The 21,628-nt window shown below is 45.2% G+C and carries 19 protein-coding genes; 10 read left to right on the top strand and 9 right to left on the bottom strand.

The window, feature by feature from the left end; genetic code table 11:
• The first annotated feature begins 8 nt into the window (after positions 1-8).
• The 3 genes from A8C56_RS13030 to A8C56_RS13020 all read left to right on the top strand — a co-directional run bounded on the left by A8C56_RS13030 (position 9) and on the right by A8C56_RS13020 (position 5,632).
• The gene (locus tag A8C56_RS13030) at positions 9-2,624 is read left to right on the top strand and encodes a GH116 family glycosyl hydrolase (RefSeq protein WP_067761989.1); all 2,616 of its coding nucleotides are present in this window, start codon (positions 9-11) and stop codon (positions 2,622-2,624) included.
• Between the two features lie 26 nt (positions 2,625-2,650).
• Entirely contained in the window at positions 2,651-3,757 is a 1,107-nt protein-coding gene (locus A8C56_RS13025; RefSeq protein ID WP_067756747.1) for a DUF4185 domain-containing protein, read from the top strand.
• Between the two features lie 201 nt (positions 3,758-3,958).
• Positions 3,959-5,632, top strand: a complete 1,674-nt coding sequence (locus A8C56_RS13020) for a glutamine--tRNA ligase/YqeY domain fusion protein (protein ID WP_067756744.1) — start codon at positions 3,959-3,961, stop codon at positions 5,630-5,632.
• Positions 5,633-5,725: 93 nt separating this feature from the next.
• Here A8C56_RS13020 and A8C56_RS13015 read toward each other — a convergent pair whose 3' ends face one another.
• The gene (locus A8C56_RS13015) at positions 5,726-6,031 is read right to left on the bottom strand and encodes a hypothetical protein (RefSeq protein WP_067756741.1); all 306 of its coding nucleotides are present in this window, start codon (positions 6,029-6,031) and stop codon (positions 5,726-5,728) included.
• 242 nt (positions 6,032-6,273) lie between these two features.
• On the opposite strand from A8C56_RS13015, the gene A8C56_RS13010 reads away from it, so the two are divergent.
• The 3 genes from A8C56_RS13010 to A8C56_RS13000 all read left to right on the top strand — a co-directional run bounded on the left by A8C56_RS13010 (position 6,274) and on the right by A8C56_RS13000 (position 8,690).
• Positions 6,274-6,483, top strand: coding sequence for a hypothetical protein (locus tag A8C56_RS13010; RefSeq protein WP_067756739.1), 210 nt, complete (start codon positions 6,274-6,276; stop codon positions 6,481-6,483).
• Between the two features lie 89 nt (positions 6,484-6,572).
• Complete coding sequence (locus A8C56_RS13005) at positions 6,573-7,775, top strand: cupin domain-containing protein (protein WP_245645454.1); 1,203 nt, start codon at positions 6,573-6,575, stop codon at positions 7,773-7,775.
• Between the two features lie 9 nt (positions 7,776-7,784).
• On the top strand, positions 7,785-8,690 hold the full coding sequence (locus A8C56_RS13000) for a sucrase ferredoxin (RefSeq protein WP_067756736.1): 906 nt from the start codon (positions 7,785-7,787) through the stop codon (positions 8,688-8,690).
• 15 nt (positions 8,691-8,705) lie between these two features.
• Here A8C56_RS13000 and A8C56_RS12995 read toward each other — a convergent pair whose 3' ends face one another.
• Together A8C56_RS12995 and A8C56_RS12990 are read right to left on the bottom strand one after the other, a co-directional pair.
• Positions 8,706-9,665, bottom strand: coding sequence for a bifunctional helix-turn-helix transcriptional regulator/GNAT family N-acetyltransferase (locus A8C56_RS12995; protein WP_067756733.1), 960 nt, complete (start codon positions 9,663-9,665; stop codon positions 8,706-8,708).
• Between the two features lie 141 nt (positions 9,666-9,806).
• On the bottom strand, positions 9,807-10,445 hold the full coding sequence (locus A8C56_RS12990; RefSeq protein ID WP_157097973.1) for a hypothetical protein: 639 nt from the start codon (positions 10,443-10,445) through the stop codon (positions 9,807-9,809).
• Between the two features lie 554 nt (positions 10,446-10,999).
• Here A8C56_RS12990 and A8C56_RS12985 point away from each other — a divergent pair.
• Genes A8C56_RS12985 through A8C56_RS25500 form a run of 3 tightly spaced genes read left to right on the top strand, consistent with a single transcriptional unit; the run spans position 11,000 to position 11,595 of the window.
• Positions 11,000-11,248: a hypothetical protein gene (locus A8C56_RS12985; protein WP_169818776.1), complete on the top strand. Its 249-nt coding sequence runs from the start codon at positions 11,000-11,002 to the stop codon at positions 11,246-11,248.
• The gene (locus A8C56_RS12980; protein ID WP_067756724.1) at positions 11,235-11,522 is read left to right on the top strand and encodes a ferredoxin reductase domain-containing protein; all 288 of its coding nucleotides are present in this window, start codon (positions 11,235-11,237) and stop codon (positions 11,520-11,522) included. The genes A8C56_RS12985 and A8C56_RS12980 overlap by 14 nt, the downstream gene beginning before the upstream one ends.
• Positions 11,509-11,595: a 2Fe-2S iron-sulfur cluster-binding protein gene (locus tag A8C56_RS25500; RefSeq protein WP_157098115.1), complete on the top strand. Its 87-nt coding sequence runs from the start codon at positions 11,509-11,511 to the stop codon at positions 11,593-11,595. The genes A8C56_RS12980 and A8C56_RS25500 overlap by 14 nt, the downstream gene beginning before the upstream one ends.
• Before the next feature lie 348 nt (positions 11,596-11,943).
• Here A8C56_RS25500 and A8C56_RS12975 read toward each other — a convergent pair whose 3' ends face one another.
• A complete protein-coding gene (locus A8C56_RS12975; protein ID WP_218917184.1) occupies positions 11,944-12,789 on the bottom strand; it encodes a L,D-transpeptidase in 846 nt (281 codons plus the stop codon).
• Positions 12,790-13,507: 718 nt separating this feature from the next.
• Between A8C56_RS12975 and A8C56_RS12970 the strand changes: the two genes are divergently transcribed.
• A complete protein-coding gene (locus A8C56_RS12970; RefSeq protein WP_067756719.1) occupies positions 13,508-14,668 on the top strand; it encodes a Gfo/Idh/MocA family protein in 1,161 nt (386 codons plus the stop codon).
• Between the two features lie 200 nt (positions 14,669-14,868).
• On the opposite strand, the gene A8C56_RS25495 is transcribed toward A8C56_RS12970, so the two are convergent.
• From A8C56_RS25495 to A8C56_RS12950, 5 genes are all read right to left on the bottom strand, one after another.
• Entirely contained in the window at positions 14,869-15,018 is a 150-nt protein-coding gene (locus tag A8C56_RS25495; protein WP_084490192.1) for a transposase, read from the bottom strand.
• Between the two features lie 327 nt (positions 15,019-15,345).
• Positions 15,346-15,846, bottom strand: coding sequence for a helix-turn-helix domain-containing protein (locus A8C56_RS12965; protein ID WP_067756717.1), 501 nt, complete (start codon positions 15,844-15,846; stop codon positions 15,346-15,348).
• A gap of 168 nt (positions 15,847-16,014) precedes the next feature.
• On the bottom strand, positions 16,015-16,713 hold the full coding sequence (locus A8C56_RS12960; RefSeq protein ID WP_067756714.1) for a hypothetical protein: 699 nt from the start codon (positions 16,711-16,713) through the stop codon (positions 16,015-16,017).
• A gap of 188 nt (positions 16,714-16,901) precedes the next feature.
• Positions 16,902-17,249 carry a hypothetical protein gene (locus A8C56_RS12955; RefSeq protein WP_067756711.1) on the bottom strand — a complete coding sequence of 116 codons (348 nt, stop codon included), beginning with the start codon at positions 17,247-17,249 and terminating at the stop codon, positions 16,902-16,904.
• A gap of 9 nt (positions 17,250-17,258) precedes the next feature.
• On the bottom strand, positions 17,259-21,590 hold the full coding sequence (locus A8C56_RS12950; protein WP_245645451.1) for a DUF6531 domain-containing protein: 4,332 nt from the start codon (positions 21,588-21,590) through the stop codon (positions 17,259-17,261).
• Between the last annotated feature and the right edge of the window lie 38 nt (positions 21,591-21,628).

Genomic DNA, 21,628 nt, shown 5'->3' with positions numbered 1-21,628 from the left:
AGAGCATAATGAATAATGATAAGAGCAGAAGAACGTTCCTGAAAAAAGTAGGATTGGGCGGGTTAGCCACGGTCACATCAGGAGTAGCGGGTGCAGTTGTACCCGGCGAGAAGAATACTGTATACGACCGGCAGGAAAAAAAGGAAGCGCCCGGAACGCCCAGGGCCTTTAACAGCCCGTACAGGGATGAATACCTTAACCGGGTGGCTTTCCCCATTGGGGGGCTGGGGGCCGGCATGTTTTGTCTCGAAGGCTCCGGCGCAGTTTCGCATATGTCCATCAGCAACCGGCCGGAAATATTTTTTGAGCCGAATGTATTTGCTGCCCTGGCCATTAAAGGTTCCCAGCCGTTGGCAAAAGTGCTGGAAGGGCCGGTGCCGGAATGGAAGATATTCGGTCAGCGGGGTACCGGAAACGGGGCAGGTGGTACCAGCTACGGGCTGCCCCGTTTTAGCAGTGCTTCATTTATAGCAAGGTTCCCTTTTGGTACCGTTCAGTTAAAAGACAGTGAGATGCCGGTAGATGTAGCAATAAACGGCTGGAGCCCCTTTATTCCGGGAGATGAGGATAATTCCGGGTTGCCGGTGGGCGCACTGGAATACCAGTTTGTAAACAGATCTTCAAAAACCATAGAAGCTGTTTTTTCTTACAATGCCAAAAACTTTGTGGCAAGGGGTGAAAAAGCAGGTATCCGCAAACTGGAAAACGGGTTTATCCTTACCCAGGAGCCAGGCAAGGATAAGCCATTCACAAAAACAGACTTTGCGATTTATACTACGGAAAATGAGCATCCCATAGTCGATTATTGTTGGTTCAGGGGAGGCTGGTTCGACCCCGTAACAATGATCTGGAATACGATAGAAGCCGGAAAAGTAAGCAATACCCCTCCGGTAGAGGGTGATGCGCCGGGGGCTTCCCTGTTTGTGCCTTTTACATTGGCTCCCGGGGGCCGTAAAACAATAAGGATAATGATGGCCTGGTATGTTCCCGAATCAGATCTGCGGATACAGGACAAAGGCCCGGATGGAAAAGAAAACTGCCATAGCGCTGAATGTTGCATTACGCCGCTGGAGTCCGGGCTGGAAGATTACCCGAAATTTACAGGAGACAAATACAAACCCTGGTATGCATCTAAGTTTAAAGACGTGCAGGCCGTAGCCGGATACTGGAAGCAGCAGTATGATGCACTTAAACATAAATCAACCTTGTTTAAAGAGGCATTTTACAGCAGCACTTTGCCTGCGGAAGTATTGGAGGCTGTTGCAGCCAATCTGACCATATTAAAATCACCTACGGTCTTGCGTCAGTACGATGGCCGCATGTGGGCCTGGGAAGGGTGTGGCGATGAAAGCGGCTGCTGCCACGGAACCTGTACGCATGTGTGGAATTATGCCCAGGCCATCTGCCATTTATTTCCAAGACTGGAAATAGGATTGCGGAATACAGAATTCTGTGAAGACCAGAGCGCTCAGGGGCACCAGACCTTTCGGGCCAACATGCCGATCAGTCCCGTAAAACACGATTTCCATGCAGCGGCAGACGGACAATTGGGAGGTATTATGAAAGTATACAGGGAATGGCGCATTAGCGGAAACCCTACCTGGCTGAGAAAGATCTATCCGCTTGTAAAGCGGAGCCTTGATTTTTGTATAGCAACCTGGGACCCTATGGGAAAAGGCGTACTGGAGGAGCCACATCATAATACTTATGATATTGAATTCTGGGGCCCTGATCCTATGTGTACCACTTTTTACCTGGGGGCTTTGCAATCCATCATAGCAATGGGGCAATTCCTGAATGAGGATGTTAGTGCTTACAGCTCATTGTTAAAGAAAGGGAAAGCGTTCCTGGAAACCCGGTTGTTCAATGGCGAGTTTTTCTTCCAGCAGATACAGTGGGAGGGCCTCAAAGCACAGAACCCTGCCCAGGCGCAATCTTTTGGCGGAAATTATTCAAAGGAAGCCATAGAAATATTGAAAAGGGAAGGGCCGAAGTACCAGTATGGCAAAGGTTGTTTGTCTGATGGGGTACTGGGAAGCTGGATTGCAACGGTATGCGGACTGGAAGATCCTGTTGACAAAAGTAAAATAACCAGCCACCTGCTTTCCGTGCATAAATATAATTTAAAGGCCACTCTTAAAGGTCATGTTAATCCGCAGCGGCCGGCTTATGCCCTGGGCAATGAAGGCGGTTTATTGTTATGCACCTGGCCTAAAGGCGGAAAACTGTCTTTACCTTTTGTTTACAGCAATGAAGTATGGACGGGTATTGAATACCAGGTGGCCGCGCATTTGATGTTGATGGGGGAGGTGGAAAAAGGACTTGATATTGTAAGGGCATGCCGCAGAAGGTATGACGGCCGTGTCCGTAATCCTTTTAATGAATATGAATGCGGGCACTGGTATGCAAGGGCAATGTCCAGCTACGGCCTGTTACAGGCTTTAACAGGGTTGCGGTACGATGCTGTGGAAAAAAAACTGTATGTGGATTCAAAGATTGGTGATTTTACCTGTTTTATTGCAACAGCAACAGGGTTTGGTACGGTGTCCTATAAAAATAAAAAAGCCAGTGTACGGGCGGTACATGGCAGCATTGATGTGAGAGGTATTGCTATTACCGGTTAGGGTTATTACCCTTACAATTATCTGTGATGCGATCATTGAAATGTATTTTGCTGGGGGTCACGGTGAGCGGCATTCTGGGGGTATGCGGGCAGTCAGGTGCCCTGCAGGGAACGATCGTTCCCAGTAATGTAAAAAGGGTGGCCCGGGTAACCGGTGCTGCCCGCTCAACGGACACGATTCCCGGTCCGAACCGGACGGATCATTTTTATAATGTAGGAGGCACTGATTTGGGCATTGCCTGGGAAATGGGCAATGGCACTGTAGGGCTTTTTTTCGGGGATACTTATGGCCGTGATTTCGAACCAGGACCGGGCGGTCCGGGGGATGCCGGTGACTGGCGCTCCAATGTGCTGGCCTTTTCTGCGGATAAGGAACTGTCTGACGGGATCACGTTCGATAGCATGCGCACGGTTACAGGAAGAACAGAAGCCCGGGAGATCATTCCAAGCCGTCATGATCCGGATTGCAGGGGTGATCATACCATGATACCTACTGCAGCCATTCATGCCGGAAACAGGGATATTGTTCATTGCATGAATATCAACTGCTGGGGGGTGCCGGGAAAATGGCGTACCAATTATTCGGCACTCTTTTTTTCTGAGGACAACGGAAATACGTGGAACCGCTCCGGCGTATGCTTTGCAGCGGATAGTAAATTTGCTCAGGCCGCACTGGCAAAAAAAGACGGGTATGTATACCTGTATGGAACGCCGGCCGGCCGGCAGGGTGCTATCTATCTTTTAAGGGTGCCGGAAAACAAACTTGCTTTTCAGAATGAATATGAATACTGGGCCCGCAGGAAGGGTTGGGTAAAGCAGGCCGAAAGCTCGGCAGATCCCGTTGTTGAAGCACCGGCCGGCGAAATGTCGGTGATCTATAATAAACGGCTGCAACGGTGGATCATGCTGTATCTGGACGTGAGCCGGAAAGCGATCGTGCTGCGCGATGCTATTGACCCCCAGGGAGTATGGAGCTCCCCGAAAATATTGGTCCGCTCTTCGGACTATCCCGGTTTATACGGATCCTTTATTTATCCGCCTGAAAATGACACAACGCTTTATTTTCTGATGTCGGTATGGAAAGATTACAATGTCTTTCTGATGAAGGCGGATCTGAAACGGGAAACCGAATAGGAAACGGGGGACTCCTCAGGGCTTTTATGGAACGCACAGAAATGAACAGGCGCGTATGGCATTTTCCCGGCTCGTGGGCATGAACCGGGATTTTTCGCCTGGCACATGCCTTTCTCCAAAATGTTATACACCCGATTAATAGATGGAGATAATTCGTTTACGGACAATTAAGTACCTTTGCAGACAGTATTGAAGAATTTTATGACGGAAGCAAGTAAAACAGAAGAGAAAAAAAGCCTGAATTTCCTGGAGGAGATTGTGGAAACGGACCTGGCGTCAGGAAAATATAAATCCATTGTCACAAGATTTCCGCCGGAGCCTAACGGCTACCTGCATATTGGCCACGCCAGCAGCATCTGCCTGAATTTTGGCCTGGCGCAGAAATACGGCGGATATACCAACCTGCGTTTTGATGACACCAATCCTGTAACAGAGGAAACGGAATATGTAGACAGTATCCGGGAGGATATAAAATGGCTGGGCTTTGAATGGGCAAATGAGTTTTATGCATCCGACTACTTTGATCAGTTGTATGAATACGCTGTCCGGTTAATTCAAAAAGGCCTTGCTTATGTTGATGACAGCACCAGCGAAGAAATAGCCGCACAAAAAGGCACGCCCACACAACCCGGTCGCAGAAATCAATATGCAGAACGATCTGTTGAGGAAAACCTGAGGTTGTTTGAGGAGATGCGGGACGGGAAATATCAGGACGGAGAAAAAGTGCTGCGCGCAAAAATTGACATGACGTCCCCGAACATGATCATGCGTGACCCCATTTTATACCGGATCAAGCACGCTCACCATCACCGTACCGGCAGCAAATGGAATATTTATCCGATGTATGATTTTGCGCACGGGCAAAGCGATTCCATTGAACATGTAACACATTCCATCTGCACGATGGAGTTTGTGCCGCACCGCGAAGTATATGACTGGCTGATCGAAAAGCTGGAAATATTTCCTTCCAGACAGTATGAGTTTGCCCGCCGTAACCTGAGCCATACGGTCATGAGCAAGCGGAAGCTGCTGCAACTGGTAAATGAAAAATATGTAAGTGGATGGGATGATCCCCGGATGCCTACCATTTCCGGGCTTAGAAGGAGAGGCTATACTCCTGAAAGCATCCGCGATTTTGCAGAGCGCATTGGCGTTGGAAAAAGAGAAAACGTTGTTGAATTAGGGTTGCTCGAATTTTGTGCCCGCGAACACCTGAATAAAATTGCCCTGCGCAGGATGGTGGTTTTTAATCCTTTAAAAGTAGTCATTACCAATTATGAAGGCGTGGAGGAAATTTTACATTCGGAAAACAATCCGGAAGATCCCGGGGCCGGCACAAGGGAAATGACTTTCAGCAGGGAATTATATATAGAGCGGGAGGATTTTATGGAGGAGGCTCCCAAAAAATATTTTCGCCTGGCACCGGGAAAGCAGGTGCGTTTAAAAAGTGCCTATATCATCCGGTGCGATGAGGTAATCAAAGATGACGAAGGCAACATCCTGCAGCTGAACTGTTCCTATTTCCCTAACAGCAAAAGCGGGGAGGACAGCTCCGGCATACATGTAAAAGGCACGCTGCACTGGGTAAATGCAAAGGATTGCTTTCCTGTTCAGATCAATGAATATGACCGCCTGTTTACCGTTGAAGATCCTTCCGGTGAAGAAGGAGATTTTACCGGCTACATCAACAAAGAATCCTTAAAAATCATAGAAGGAGCCCTGGCAGAACCGGCTTTAAAGAATGCTGTCGTTCATGACCGTTTTCAGTTTTTACGTAAAGGTTATTTTACTCTGGACCCGGACAGCACACCGGCTCATTTCATCTTTAACCGTACCGTTACTTTAAAGGACAGCTGGGCAAAGGCAGGGAAATGAGTTGCGCGAACGGTGGATTTATTGAGTTGCAGTTTTGATCATTAGCGGTAAAAGCTGAGTGCTAAAAACTGATAACTGAAAACTGACAATCTTTTACGGAATAATATTGAACACAAACAAAAGGGTAGTGATAAACAGGAGCGCCAGCCCGGTGAGAAAAATGTAATCCGCTATATTCTCCAGCCGGCGGCTTTGTGCACCGGCAGACCGCAGGGAAAGAAAAGAAAGGATGCAACTGGCCATAAAAAATAAAATGGCAATAGCAGCCACTTCATCCATAATGGTTTTGCTGCCCTTGTTGCTGAAAAGCCTTAAAGAAGTGATCAGGATAAAACAAATGCCCACGAGGTTTGAAGCCGCGTTTAATATATGCTGTGATTTCTGGTTGTCCTGTTTCATATTAAAATAAAAATGATCAGAAAGATAGTTAAAAAATCAGTCAGGTATACTGCAGCAGTTTCAGACCATTCATTTTCCCCGGCAGCCAATAATACTGATAACTGAAAACCAAAAACTGATAACTAAAGGCTCATCGCTTTCCGCGTTATAAGAATATTAAATTTGACTTAAAAAATTTTTATTTGAAAAAAAAAGAACTATCTTACTAATGTAAACTATTTCGAAACTCTTAAACTTTGATTATGGAATTGAATGAAACATTATTTAATGAGGATGAATTACAGGTAACGCGCAGTGAGGAGGGCAGTTATGCTGAAATGGATGGTGATGGTGCTGATGGTGATGGAAGTGATGGCGATGGTTCAGACGCTTCCGACGGTGATGGCGGTGCCGATGGTGATGGTGGCGCAGATGGCGACGGAAGTGATGCTGACGGATCTGATAATGCCTGATTCATTCTCAAAAAAAAATCGTATTAGCTGAAAAGCTGCGGCATCTTTGCTGCAGCTTTTTTATTATCTTGGCAGGTAAAAAATAACAGATGATGAATTCTTTTTTTTGCAAAATAGTAACTCCATATACTGTTGAAGACTTTTTTAATGCCTATCATGAAAAAGATATCCTGCATGTGCAGCGGAATGATAAAGAGCACTACAGCGATATTCTTACCTCTTTGGAAATATCTGATTTCCTGGACCGGCAGGATGTATTCTATCCCTCGTTGCGCATCGTAAAGAATGGTAAGGAAATTCCCTCTGGGGAATATACCCTCAAGGGCGTGCCTATTGGCCATCATAAAAGAGACGGGATCATAAATACGGAAAAAGCATTTGCCCTGTTCAATGATGGGGGCACATTTGTGATTCAGGCCGGCCAGCGTTATTTTGATCATTTGTCAGCCTGCTGTATGGAGTTGTCCCGGAAATTTAATGCGCCGGTCCAGGCAAATTTATATATTACGCCCAACCGTTCGCAGGGGTTTAATCCGCATTGGGATACGCACGATGTATTTGTGCTGCAGATTTCGGGAACAAAAACCTGGCATCTGTACGGGTTTGAGAAAGAGCTGCCCACCAAGAACCAGGGTTTTATAAGTAAAGGATATTCTAAAGAGCCCATCCAGACGATCCGGCTAAGCCCCGGAGACTTCTTATATGTGCCCCGCGGGTATGTGCATGATGCGGTGGCCGATGATGGTATTTCATCCCATATCACTATCGGCATCCTGTCCTTTACATGGATAAGGTATTTTGCCGAGTTATTTACACAGCTGGAAAATGAAAAAGCCTTCAGGGAAGCGGTCCCCTTCTGGCGGGATGATCTGCCGGATAAAATAAAAGAAAAAACGGCCTTGCTAAAGGGCACTATTGATAAACTGAATGTTGAAGATGGGATCAGAAAGCTCACTGTGCAATATGAGAAATTGCAGCCCCAGTTGCTGAACCGTTATTTTGAAAGCCTGCTGAACCTGGATGACCTCAGCAGCAGTTCGGTGATCAGCCTGAACAGTACCGTTTTTTTTGAACGGGGCGGGCAGGAAGGAAATTGCTTTATAAAGTGTTTTGGTAAAACCATCCAGTTCCCGCAGACACTGAAACCGCTGATCGATTTTATATTTGATACCCAATCCTTTACTTTGCGGGACTTGCCGGGCGCAGCAGACGAGGATGTGAAAAAAGCAGCAATTGCTAAACTTATCAGGGAAGGTGTTGTTTATATAGAAGCAGACAGTTCATCCAATTAATGATTTTTTTTGAGCAAAACAAAAACACAAAACGTATTCTTTTGCAGCGCTGCATCCCGGTACTTCAAAGAAGATATTCATGGGTCCGCGGCTAATTACAATGGCTTTATTTTATTAGAGCACAGCGATCCGTTTCCGGAAAAGATCAGCCAGGCACATTTTGATCAGCAATTTATAGCCGCCCTGGAAGAGCTGGCAAAGCGCAAAAGAGCAAAGCTTTTACTGATCCGGAATAAAAAAACGAATTTCAGGATCGTTAAACTGATTTATGTAGATTGTTTACAGCAACGGTATTTTACACTGTATTCTGTTCCGGAAGACCTGGCTGCAATACGGCTGGAATATTATATTGACAACCCCGAATCCATCTGGGAGACCACTCCCTTTTTTGTAGTATGCACCAATGGTAAAAAAGATAAATGCTGCTCTAAATTCGGGTTCCCGGTCTTTAAATTTATCGAAAATCATGACCGGCAAATGCCCGTATTTGAAAGCACGCATGTGGGGGGCGACCGGTTTGCTGCCAATGCCGTCTGTATGCCGTTTGGCCTGTATTACGGACGTGTGATGGTTGAAGATGTGGACCCGATCCTGGCTGCGACAGATCAGGGAGCTATCTATTATTCCAATTACCGGGGGCTTTCGATCAGATCTTTCCTGCACCAGTCTGTGGAATGTTTCCTGCGGGAGCACCTGGATCATTTTGCCATCCGCTTCCCATTGGTGGTTGGGGAACAGGAGGAAGAGGGAGATCTGATAAAACTGATCGCTGCTGTTGAGGGCAGGAGGTTCCAGGTGATTGTCCGGAAAAAAACAATTGCCTATCCCTACTACCTTACCTGCAAATCAACCAAACCCGGTAACATAACCAAGTACCTGCTGGAAGAGCTGAAGGAACTGCCGGAAACGGTTTAGCTGGCAGCACAGTTATCATTCCAGTTCCAGTGCCATCTGTATATTGGCCCGCTTATAGGGGCTTGGGCGGTTGTTGATCTTTTTAAAACCCAGCTTGTAATACAGGCTGATTGCCGGTTTTAAGCGCGTATTGCTTTCCAGATAAAGTCTTGAGGCGCCCATTTTTTTGGCCCTGTTAATAATTGCACCGGCCAGCAGCTTACCGATATTCTTGCCCTGTGCGGCCGGAGCAACGGCCATCTTTGCCATTTCGTAATCATATTCGGGGTCGTTCATTTTTATGAGCGCGCATACGCCAACGGGCGCGTCTTTATACAGGGCTACCAGTATACAGCCTCCCTTGTCAAGAATGTATTTGCGGGGGTTGGTCAGGGCCCGTTTATCAGCAGCTTCCATTTCAAAATAACGGGAGATCCAAGCTTCATTTAAGGAACGGAACGCTGACTGATACTCCGGGGTATAGTCTGCAATGCGTATGTAACTGCTTTCCCGCTGCCTTTGCTGTTCCAGCACCCTGCGCGATAGTGATTTTTGTTCCAGTAAAAACTCCCATTCATCAATGGCTTCCCATAAGTTGTGTACGGCTTCACGGGTCAGTTCTTCAACAGCATTAGTAACGTCTGTGCACTGGTCCGTTATGAGCGGAACAAGCGCCCTGCCTTTGGGGGAGAGCGCTATACGGGTCTGGCGTTTATCGCCCGGTTTTTTATTTTCCGTTAAGAGCCCTTTTGCGGTCATTTCCCGTACGATCCTGCTTACTGATGGCTGGGAATGACCGATGGCAATGGCTATTTGGGTGATGGTCTGTTCCCCGTTCTGTGAAAGCATGTAAAAAACAGGGAACCATTTTGGTTTGAGCGGGATATGATTCTGCGTGTAAATCTTTTCAGCTTCCTCTGTAAACAGGGAAGACAACGTCCGCAACCGGCTGCCCAATGCCATTTTTCCGGTACGCGCATAGAATATTTTTTCCATAATTAATTATATAACTGATTATACAAATATACAGCCTGAGCCGCATTGAATGACCAACCGGTGAATTTTGCTGTACTGCCCGGAAATGAGAGATACTGCTGAGAAGGGCATTGGCAATCAGATGCAAAAAATGCCGCAAAACTATAACGGGCCAACAGAGAAAGAAATGGTAACAGCGCTGATGCCATTATCCAGCCACTGCACCGGCTCTACTACTATAATGCTTCTTATATCGCCGGCTCCGAAATCGATCTCTTTTTCATAGGAAAGATTCTGGTAATGGGTGACGGAGTCTTTTTTAATAATATGATCCAGTTTGTCAATGCCTTTTTTCAGGTTAATAGGCGCATCCAACCCTTTCAGTATGCTTTTCATCAGCATGCTTCCCGCTTTGAACCAATATGCCTTTGAAACAGAATCCTGGCTGAATGCTGAAGTTTCAAAGCGAAAAATAAGGGTATAATACTCGCATCCGGTATTGGTAATGGTAAGCCGGTCATTATTTTTTAAGGATACGGTTTCAATACCTGTAAGGCTATCCTTCTTCAGGATAAAACGGGCATTGGAATAAACCGATTTTTTAACAACAGGTGTAGGAGTGCCACGGGTGCAATTGTCCGGTTGAATAGCAGCGTCCTGCTTTGAAACATAGGGAGGTGCTACGGTTGTATCATAATATTCTTCACTGGCAGCATTTGAATAATTTCTGAAAGATCCTGTATGGCATCCTGTTGAAAGCAGGAACATTATCAGGCTTAGAAGAAAAATTATTCTTTTCATGTGGCGGCGTTGGGTTATTTTGGTTTTGCTGTTCCTGCAAACTTACGTATTTCAGGGTCAATTATACGTTGTTTTACAGAAGGCGATCCTGTTGCTGTGCTCAGGCACAAAGCGGTTGCTTTGTGAGCATATCCCGGCGTAGGGTCAGAAATGGGGCGGTTGTATCTGCTTCAGGGGCTGATTGTTTCAGCCTCACAATTGCCTTGTTGGACGATCGTTATAGCCTTTTGGACAATTCCTGTTCTGTCCGGGCTTTAATAAGCATTATCTTTATATTGTCAGGCTGTTTGCTGATCTTTTGCAGCTTTTTTTATTGGTACTGATGCAAAGAAAAGAAGCAGTCTGTTTATGATGAACTCTAAAGGTCTGAACAGGTCCAGTATATAAAACAACAATACATCAGGTGTTTTTTTCGTGGTATAAAAATTGGCGTGGTTTTACCGCGCCAATGTGTTTTATACAACCTGTAACATGCCGGATCTGTTTAGTATTTTTAGCCGGATGAATGGCACAATATTAAAAAAGCTGAAACTGCTGATGCCAAAACCTTTGTTGTGGCGCCTTTGGAAGGATGGAAGTCTGTTTACCGGTCGGGGCAGTTCATCACACTGGTGTTCTATAACTACCTGGGCGAGCAGCGCCGGTCCTTTTCTCTTTCGCCAAGCCCGTATACAGACGACTTTTTATCATTTACGGTTAAGAAGCCGGATAACGGGGAATTCAGCAGGCAGCTGATCTATAAAACTGCTGAAGGGGCTGTTCTGGAAACAACCGGCATTAGCGGTTATTTTGTTTTACCCTGACAGACAGAAAGAAAAACGTTGTTTTCTTGCTGCCGGCAGCGGCATTACGCCCTGCTATTCATTGATCAGGACCCTCCTGGGTGCCCCGCAGGCAAAGATCATTCTGCTTTACAGCAACCGGTCAGAAAAGGATACGATCTTTTATCATGCGCTGAAGCAACTGCAGGAAAATAATAAAGACCGGCTGAACATTCATTTTATGTTCAGTAACCGGCTGGAAGTACCGGAACGCCAACTGAGGCGGCAAATCAGTTCGTATTATGGTGCCTTATAGTTGTGTATCCGGCCGGTGCGGAAGCTGCCGTGGCTACCTGTACAAAGGGAAACATATGGATGGCTTACAATGAAGTGCTTGCTGATAAAGAAGTGGCGGCAGGCAGGGTACTGGCCTGCCAGGGCTACCCCGTTGGGGGGGCTGAGGTGGTATTCTGAGCATACAAAGAAGGGCATTTAACAGCTCCCGGCGAAAAAACTGCCGTATTCGCAGCGGTAACGGCTTATTCTACCGAAAAAAACATAACAGCGTGAGGATTCATTATAATTTAGCAATTGTAATTGCTTATAGAGAAGGTTGACTATTTCTAAAATGAATGCGACCAAAACCTGCTGCTTGGAGCATTTCTTTTTTAATCCGTATCCCTTTTTTTTGATCTGAAAACAAAGTGCGCCGCAAAATGGCAAAGCGGACCGCATACTCAGATGCCTGTTATTACAGAATCCCTTTGCTGCTGTCTCTTTATTATTTCCGGAATATAAGGTGCTACCTGATTTTTGAGAAGGCCGGCGGAAATGGTTAATGCAGACGGATCATCGGCCAGCCGGAACCAGGGGCGGGGCTGACTGAAGGGATAAGTGCCATAAACCACTACAGGTGTTCCGCAGGCAAGTAACTGATTGCCTTTAAGGATCCACTGATCGGCCCAGTAATACAGGAATTTTGCATCTTTTTCCTGTAAACGCATACAACTGTGAGAAGCAGGATAGCCTGGCAGCCCGTATTCATGAAACCCGATGCCCCAGGTGTTGTGTATATTAAAATTCCATTTCAGCTTCCACTCGTCACTGACCGTGCTGATGGTTTGCCTGGCCTTCCAGTTGGTAAAATACAAACGGGGTGGGGTGGGCTTTGTTTTACGCCCGCTATTGGTTTGCCCTGTCCACACCAGTTTCCCGTTCTCATAGGCAGCAAAGGCCTGTGCGGGTATAGAAAATACAATGATTTTATGAACATCGCTTAAAAAACCGGCCTCCGTTGGGAAAGGCAGATAGGCTGTTAGCGGCAATGAATAATCGCTTGGTACCAGAATGCTGTCCAGGTTACGTATATGAGCAGAATCCGTTCTGTTAATTGCCGTCAGGATATCAAGATGCGCGGCTCCCGGAAAACTGTCTTTCATGGATTGCCATACTTTCTTTTTTATAAAAGAGTAGGTAAGCCGGGGAAGCTCCGGTTGTGCCGGGGGTAGCTTTTCAGCGGCGGTATCCACGGCTACCGGTGGGGTATTGGTGCTTTTTTTATGGGGCTGCTGACATGCTATCAATAAAATGCATATAAGAGCAGTAGCTATAAAGGTCTTCATCATTTAACAATTCCGCCGCAATATCGTTCTTTTTTTAGTGGTAGAAAAAAGATTTGCAGCACCGGTTCATAACAGGAGTCGGCAACAGATGCCATTGGCACCAGAGCAGAGGGGCTGCCCCGCTTAGGCGGATATCCCTGCCGGAACGGCAGTATAGGAGCCGGGCGGGGAACCGGTGCTGCCAGATGCAGTGCCGTTGAGAGCCCCTGCTAAATAATAGCTCAGAAAAAGTGGAATCTGTCTCAGGCCAGGCGCATCACTTTATTTTTTACTGAAATGGGCTATGAATAAAGGTAATTCACAATGCCGCGAATGCCCACCTGACCGGACGGCTATGCTGCATACACAACTTTTTCTCCTATTAGCAGGGGGTTCGTGCAGTAATTGTGATTTATTGTCTTATCCGAACTTTCGGATGAGTTGCGGAGTATTGATACAATACCAGACCATCAACTCATCTATTTTCTTTTCAACCTTTTGTCAATCGCCACAAAAGGTTGCCATTTGGCGCTATTGGTGCCCATTTTAGAAGGGAAAAATGTATTTTATTGATTCGTGCATCTGTGGCATAATTGTTTACAGATGTATGCGTTCATCCCGGGAGCTGTTTGCCGGAGCCCTTTGTTTTAGGCAGAAATATGTATATTCGTAACCATTCCTTTTAACTAAAAATTACTATATGAAAAGAGAGAAATTGCGTGTGGGTATGATTGGCGGTGGTAAAGATGCTTTTATTGGTGCTGTGCACCGCCTCGGTTTAAATATGGACGGACAAATTGAATTGTGCTGCGGTGCATTGAGCGAGCATCCTGATGTTGCCAGGGAATCCGGCAGGATGCTGTACCTGCCCGAAGACCGTATTTATACCAGCTATGAAGAAATGATTAAAAAAGAACGGGAACTGCCGGAAGACAGGCGCATGCATTTTGTATCCATTGTAACTCCCAATTTTGTGCACTTTGCGCCGGCTATGATGGCCCTGGAGCACGGCTTTCATGTGGTAATTGAAAAACCAATGGTATTTAGTCTTGACGAAGCAAAACAATTGCAGCAAAAAGTAAACGAAACCGGACTGCTGCTTTGCTTAACCCATACGTATACGGGCTACCCAATGGTAAAACAGGCGCGCCAGATGGTGGCTGAGGGCGCTTTTGGAAAAATAAGAAAAGTGTATGTGGAATACCCGCAGGGCTGGCTGAGCCGGCTTACGGAGCGGGAAGGCAATGCGCAGGCTGCCTGGCGCACTGATCCCAGTAAAAGCGGTAAGAGCGGTTGTATGGGCGATATAGGCACCCATGCCGCAAATCTTGCTGAATATATTACGGGTTTAAAGATCTCTAAGATCTGCGCAGACCTGAACACGGTTGTGGAAGGCCGCAGGCTGGATGATGACGGGGCCCTGCTGTTAAAGTTTGACAACGGGGCATCGGGGGTGCTGATTGCCAGCCAGGTGGCTGCCGGTGAGGAGAATGCTTTAAAGATAAAGGTGTATGGAGAAAAAGGCGGGCTGGAATGGCACCAGCAGGAACCCAATACCATGCTGGTAAAATGGCTGGATGCACCTACACAAATGTATCGTACCGGCAGCGGATATATGGGCGATTATGCGAAACATAATACCCGTACACCTGCCGGGCATCCCGAGGGGTACCTTGAAGCTTTTGCCAATCACTATAAAAATTTTGCACAGACATTACAGGCTAAACTGAACAACGAGGTTCCTTCAAAAGAAAGCCTCGATTTTCCTACTGTAGAAGATGGGGTACGTGGAATGGCCTTTATTGATAATGTGGTGGCTTCAGCGCAGTCTGAGCAAAAATGGTGGGACTTTCAGGTATAGCAGTTGCTTCCGGGATGGATCAGTTGCATCCGGGTAAATTTCTTTTAACGCGAAGCGTACGGCTTCGCGTTTTTTTGTGCAGAATGAAGACCAGGCTGGTATACTATTACGCCGGAATCAGTTTTATATAGAGTCTAATAATTGACTTCACAAATAGTTTTGATTTCCTTGTTTGGTTTTTGATAATGTGAGAACATTTTTCAAAATGCTATTTTTCGTTCTTTTAGGTTTTTAACAAGCCGGTTGTGTGTTGTTTTCTTTCTCATATACCACCAGGCTCTTTCTACAGCATTCAGTTCAGGGTTGTATGGAGGTAAAAAATACAATTCCAATTTGGGATGGGCTTGCACGGGTCTTTGATTTTATTGGCATGATGATAGGCTACATTGTCCAATACCCTAATAATTTTCGATACATCCCTATATTCAGACAGCACCTTATGCAGAAACTTTTTGAATGTTTACTATTGCCTCGGTCGGCAAAACTACTGTCATTTGTCCTGTATTATAATTCAGGTAGCCAAAGGCTGTTTGACGCTCTCTTTTACTTTGTTTGCAGGATATATGTGGTTGTTTGCCTTTCGCCGACCATTGATAACCAACTGTTGCTGTATTGGACAATGAAAACTCATCTTCATAAAGCAAAACTGCATCAGCCTTTTCTTCGAACAGTTTTTTTTAACCCTTTTTTAAAGGCTTCCTGCTTCTCTTGGCCTGCTTCCGGGAATATTCCCTTTCCTTTTGATAACTGAAGCCCAGCGATTTTAGGATGTTGTAGATCTGGGCCTTCTTATACTCCAATCCAAAATACTTTCTGATCCAATCTATTACCAGGGGGCCGGTCCATGTAGCTGTATTGAAGCCAAAATCAATCGGTGATTCATTTAAAAGTAGTTGCTTTATCCTTTCTAATTGCTCCTCATCAAGCTTTGACTTGCGGCCCCGACCTCTTTTATCTTTCAAACCTTCTATCCCTTCCTGTTCGAAACGATGCACCCAATTTGTAATTTGTTTAAAACTGGTATTGTACAGCTCTTCTAACTTCCGGCTGGGTTGGCCTAATGAAACCTGGTAGATCGCGTACAAACGTAGTCCAATTGTATAACGCTCGTCTTTTCTCAATAAAGCTTTAATATCTTCAGGTTGATATCCTTGAATCTTTAATACTGGTTTGGCCATCAATTGGTATTTATTGCCAAATATACAATAGTATTGTGTAATTATTTAATAGACTTTAGGTGAAAGGTACGAAACTGTTGGCTTTGTACAACCAGGTGATTCTATTTTTAAACAGTTCCTGTTTTCTTTGATGCTTTCTTCTGTTTTATGGTCAGCTTCAGGAATAACTTATATATGATTTAGTTCTGCTGCAACATCTTTAAATGGGTTTTCAGTTTTATCAATTCCAGGGAACCCAACATGGTCAAAACAAATTCTTAAATATTCTATGAATGGAATTTCACCATAGGGAGTATTAAAAACGGTACCATCAACTTTTTGGGTTTTGGATATTTCAATACCATAGGGCTCGCCTCCACTAACACCATCCTTGTGATAATAATCGGGAGAGAAGTATAAATAGACCGGAAGGGCTTCTTCTTCATTTTCCTCCATATCTTCCTGCCAGCTGCCATCCCCACATATTTCTAAAATATTGCTGATTGATTCAATGTATATGGGGTCTGAATACGGGTATTTTTTTTGAAAACCGGTATCAAGTATAAGGCTTACATTTTTTATATACTTGTAAAGTTCTAAAAAGGAAAGTGGTAAGAAACCAAACGGTTTTACTATATTGACTAATTTTTTAATGTCAGTTGATGGTGTAAGGTCGCTGGCATTCCTTAATGTAAATCTGTTATCAGTCTGAATTTTCTGAATGATCAACTCAATGTTAATACGGGTTAAAGAAATTGTTTGGCTTAGGATTTCTTTAATCTCTGTTTGTTTATTATCATCTAATTCAATAAATGTTAATTTACCTATTTCTTGCCAAACACTCTTTTCCTGACCACTATTATATTTGTTCAATAACTCATTACCCATTATAACTGTTTAGGTTTGTAATTAATTTGATTTAAGCCTTCAATAAATTTATCAAAATCTGCGCAATGATATTGCCACATGCCATGTAGTTATAATCTCGCCTATAGAGTTCATTTCTATATTACCCTTGGAAAAATTGCGGTGGAAATCATAGGCAATCAAAGTATTTTCCACTTTTGCAATTTAGTTTATTCTTTTATAAACCCGCTATATTTTTTTTCCAAAAAGGAGACATTGTTTATCTCTTTTAATTTATCCGAACTTTTATCTATCTTCTTTTTCCAAGGAATAATTGCTCTTTTATAAAATTCTAAACCTTCCTCTGTTAAGTCACCAAACTTAAGCTCAGATTCATCGCTAACTGTGTCATCTTCAGCTAGAATGATTCTTGTTGTTAAATTTTTTGATTGCAAAAAGTTAACCATATTCTTGAATTGCAAATATTTACTATTTATGTATTCCTGTGTTAAAGGTGGGGTTGATTTCATTTTTGTAACCCATCCAACTTTTTCAATTATTTTATCTTTAGTTTCCATAATAAATAATTAATGATGATGATGACCCTCTAAATCAATATTCATTCTCTCTGTTTCTATTCCAGAGATGTCGTGTAAACCGTTTTTTCCCCGTTTTCCAGGCTCTCGTATATAAGTTCCTCCCTCATTTCTTATCCTCATTTCTTTTTCACGCTGAGCTGTTTTATCTGCAGTATGACTAGTGACTTCGACTACTTTTGTAACTTTCCCATCTTCAATTACAACTAAGTCGATCCTCCGTCGTTCACCTGTAAGGGAGTCTTTTACACTTTTACCATTAGCATCCCTCAAGTATCTTTCCTTAACGATTTTAGCATTCGGATGCTCTTTTTGTAGTTGCTCCCTGGCAATTTTTTCTCGAGCATCCCCGTCCACTTTATTTTTTATTGGATCTAGTCCTAAGCTATCCGTCCAACTATTAACATCATGTACATAAGCATAAAACTTATTACCTCCACCTAATCCAATCGGGTCCTGGCTGATATAATTCCCACTTTCATTGTCATAATACCGGAACCGGTTATACGCCAATCCTGTATCTTCATCCACATACTGCCCCTGGTATAGCTGAGGTACCAATCCTTTTTTGCCGGTTTCTTTTTTTACCGCCCCGTAAATATCCAGTTCCCGCTCCCAAACTTTTTCACCACTACCATTGTAAGCATGGGTTGGGGTACCTAAATAATCAGTAACAATACTGTACTGTTCATTATCAATGAGCTTGGCGCAAGGTACAAAACTATTGGCTTCGTACAGCCAGGTTATCGTATTTTCAACCGGTTCTTGTTCTTCTTTGATGCCTTCTTCATCTACTGATTTTTTGGGCGGATAAGTTCCTTCATATTTCCATTCATGCAGCGGCACATTGCCATCCCACACCCATCTTGTAACAACGCCGGTATTTTCTTCATAAAACCGCGCGTTTTTGTCATAAGCAATTTTGGCAATTCTTCTTCCCAGGGGATCATAAAAGAATTCGATCTCTTTTCCTCCCGGGTTGATCACTTTTCTCAACAGTCCATTTCCTGCCCATTCATAGATCCAGCCGGTGCCGGAGCGTTTGAAGTCAAGGCTATGTTTTCTGGCATATTCAGTATGTACAATGGCGGCAGTGTTAGGGTTGGATTTAAATTCCTTGAAAATGATATTGCCTTCGCCATCATAATGGTAAACATATTTGTCATCCTCCTGCAAACGCCCGCCTTTGCTATATTTCCGGTCGCTCCGGTCACGGGTCTTAAAAAGATTACCAATCTTGTCCGGTACGCGGTAAATGGTTTCAGTAACGCCATTCTTATTTTCATAAGTACCGCTGATGAGGTTATCAAAAGCATCATATTCAAACAGCGTACTGGTTTTGTCCAGCTCGTTTACAATGCGGTTCAGCTTGTTGCCCATGCCCCAGTCATACCGGGTACGGCTTTGCTCTGCATTATGCGCACCAATGCTGCGGCGGGTAACGCGGCCCAGCCGGTCACGCTCTGTTTTCACTCCCACATTCCCGGACAGCTGGCGGTGTAGCTCCAGGCCGGTGGCATCGCGGTGGATGGCTGCGGCCCAGCTGGCTTCCCCGGGTGTTCCCTGATCAGGTGCCGTAATGGCTGTTATGCCTGTTAAACCGTTCTGCCGGTCGTACTGCATCTGTATGTCTGCTCCCAGGTTACTCCCGATATGCAAACAATTGCCGTCAACATCATACTTCCGGGTAACCGCGTAAGCTCCCTGTGTTTCTTTAACAATGCGCCCGTTGCGCTCCCTGGTCAGCCGTATATGGCTGTCGTTATTGAAGGCTTCAATCAATAAGCTGTCGGCATTGTATTTATAGGCAGCCATTGATCCATCGCTGTGCTCTTCCTGTACAATATTTCCCACTCCGTCATAACTGTACTGCGTCCACCGTTCACCGGGTCGTAATACTTTTGTTACACGACCATTGCCATCCCTCAGATAACGGCGGTGCAGGCCGTCAAAGCCCCATTCATTAACCACATTTCCCATGCCATCCAGCCCGAACTTATAAAGCTCACCGCCTTCATTGGCAATGCTTCTTAGCTGCAGCTCGGTATCATAATTGAATTGTACGGTCCGGTTGTTCTGTATCCTTTTTCTCAGCACACCCAGCGGCCCGTATTCAAACTGCACATGATGGAACCGGTCTTTTGCATCCACAAGGTTGTAACTGGTATCATATTTAAAATGGTGCTCGTTGCCATCTGCTTCTTTTAAATAAATGACGTTACCCGCATCATCGTTTTTGCATTCTGTACTATTCCCTCTTACATCCGTATAGCGGGTTATATATCCCAGCCCGTCATAGCTCCAGTGCTCTTCCAGCCCGTTATAATAGGTGGCTTTTGTAATATTGTTGTGCTCATCATAGGTGAAGTTAACCGTACGGCCGCCGTGATCTTTTATCTGCGTAAGGTAGGGCCCTTCATAATGGTAATGGATGGCCCGGCCCTCTGAACTCCTTCTGCAGGTAAGGCGGTTCTGCTCGTCATAAAAATAAAACGCTGAATGGTTGCCAAAACTGCTGGTGTATTTCAGATTCTGACGATCGTCGTACTGGTAATTATTATTTTGCCGGTTCTCATTGGTAACGGCTACCAGTTTCCCGTATTCATTGTAATCATATTTCACAACGCCGCCTTCCGGGTTTATGGTTATTTCCAGCTCTCTGAACTTATTCCATGATTGCCGGGTGATGCCCCCGTTTTCATCAACGATCTTATAGATCAGCCGGTTGGGATGATAGTAGTATTCAGCTGTATGACCAAGGCTGTTGCGGGTAACGGTGACCCCGTCTTTATACTCTGCCCAGTATTCCAGTACCCCTTCGTCTCCCCAGGTATGGATGCAGCGGGCATCATCTCCTTTTCCTTCATATTCCCAGTAAAAATTCATGCCCGACTGATTGGTCAGCTGTGCCAGCAGATGCCCCTCGTAATAAAAATGTTTTTCAGCGCCAATAACGTCCAGGGTTTTTACCATGTTGCCGGCGGCGTCATAACTGTATTGGATAAAATTGACCTCCCGGTCTTCCAATACGGTATAGATCCTGGTAATACGGCCCAGTTGGTCATTCTCAACCTGCAATATCCGCCGGCAGCTGTCAATGATACGCTTTAACTGTCCTTTTAGATTGTAGCTGAAGCGGATGCTGAACCCGGCCGCATTGGTAACGGAAGAAAGCATTGCATACCCGTCTTTGTTCTTTGCTCCTTCAAAACGGTATACGAGCTTCTCGGCGTCAGTAACAAAAAACCCTTTTTCATCCTGCCGGAAAAAAAGCTGTTCTTCACGGTTGTAAAATACTTCGCTGATATGCACTTTAGGGAAAGTGGCTTCCCGTCCGTCAGCCAGCCGCAGTGTTATATAACCGTTGTCCATATCATACAGCCCCATGTTGTAATGATGATGCCAGTTAAAACCCAGAGGGCCTTCTACCTCTGCATCACTGTAATAATAACGGGTCCATTGCAGGGGCAGGGGACCGGGCAGTTCAAAATCAGTATTGGTGGCTATAACGCTGCCGGTGACCGCGTCTACCGGCTCCCCGAACACCTTGCACTGCACGGCCTGCAGCTTATCGGCCAGCTTGGAGTATTTGGAGGGGATCTTATCAATGCCTTTTTGCGTTGCTTTACCCAGCCCTTTCAATCCCAGGTGCATTGCCAGGGCAAACAGGTCAATGGTGGGTGGCCCGCCAGCCAGTATTTTACCGCTTCCTGAAAATATACAAATGAGAATGGAAGTAGGCAACATTAACGGGTACTTCAGTTTCGGAGGCTTGTTTTTTCTTGGCAGGGAAGGAGACCCTACCAGGTTACAGGAAAGGGTGGGGTGGAACTGAGTAGAGAAAGGCCCTCCGTTGGCCAGAACCGTACTGCTGCCCATCCATAATTCGGATGAGGAGAAGGGTTTGGCCAACGGGATGAGGTGGATCAGGAATGCCGGTAAATGATATACGGAAGTGCCCGCGTTACAGATCCATAAATTATTGGCCTGTACAGAAGGCCTTAAAAAATCAAGGATGGCAGCCGCTATTTTTCCAAGGAGCGATGTAGGCTTTGCCGGCATTGCGGAAGCAATAGCGCCCATGATCAGCGCAAACGGGTCGAACACCAAACCGCAATGGGGCACCGGAAATACCGGGCAGGGCGGCATAACGGTGGGCTCAAAATCAAGCCCGATGGCGAGGTCCAAGATCTTTCCGGCAGAGACCCCCGGAAAAGAGGGTAATATGCTGGCCATGGCACCCTGAATATGCTGTATGCCGTTTGACACTTCTCCAAACGTCTGTTCAAGACCATGGGCGGCGCTGTTCATTGCATTACTCATTGCACGTATTTTGAAGTAACAGGTTGCATAATAAAAAT

The organism is Niabella ginsenosidivorans, from assembly GCF_001654455.1.
Lineage (GTDB): Bacteria > Bacteroidota > Bacteroidia > Chitinophagales > Chitinophagaceae > Niabella > Niabella ginsenosidivorans.
Note: the sequence above shows the minus strand (reverse complement) of the source record. Positions and strands in the feature narration are given on the sequence as shown.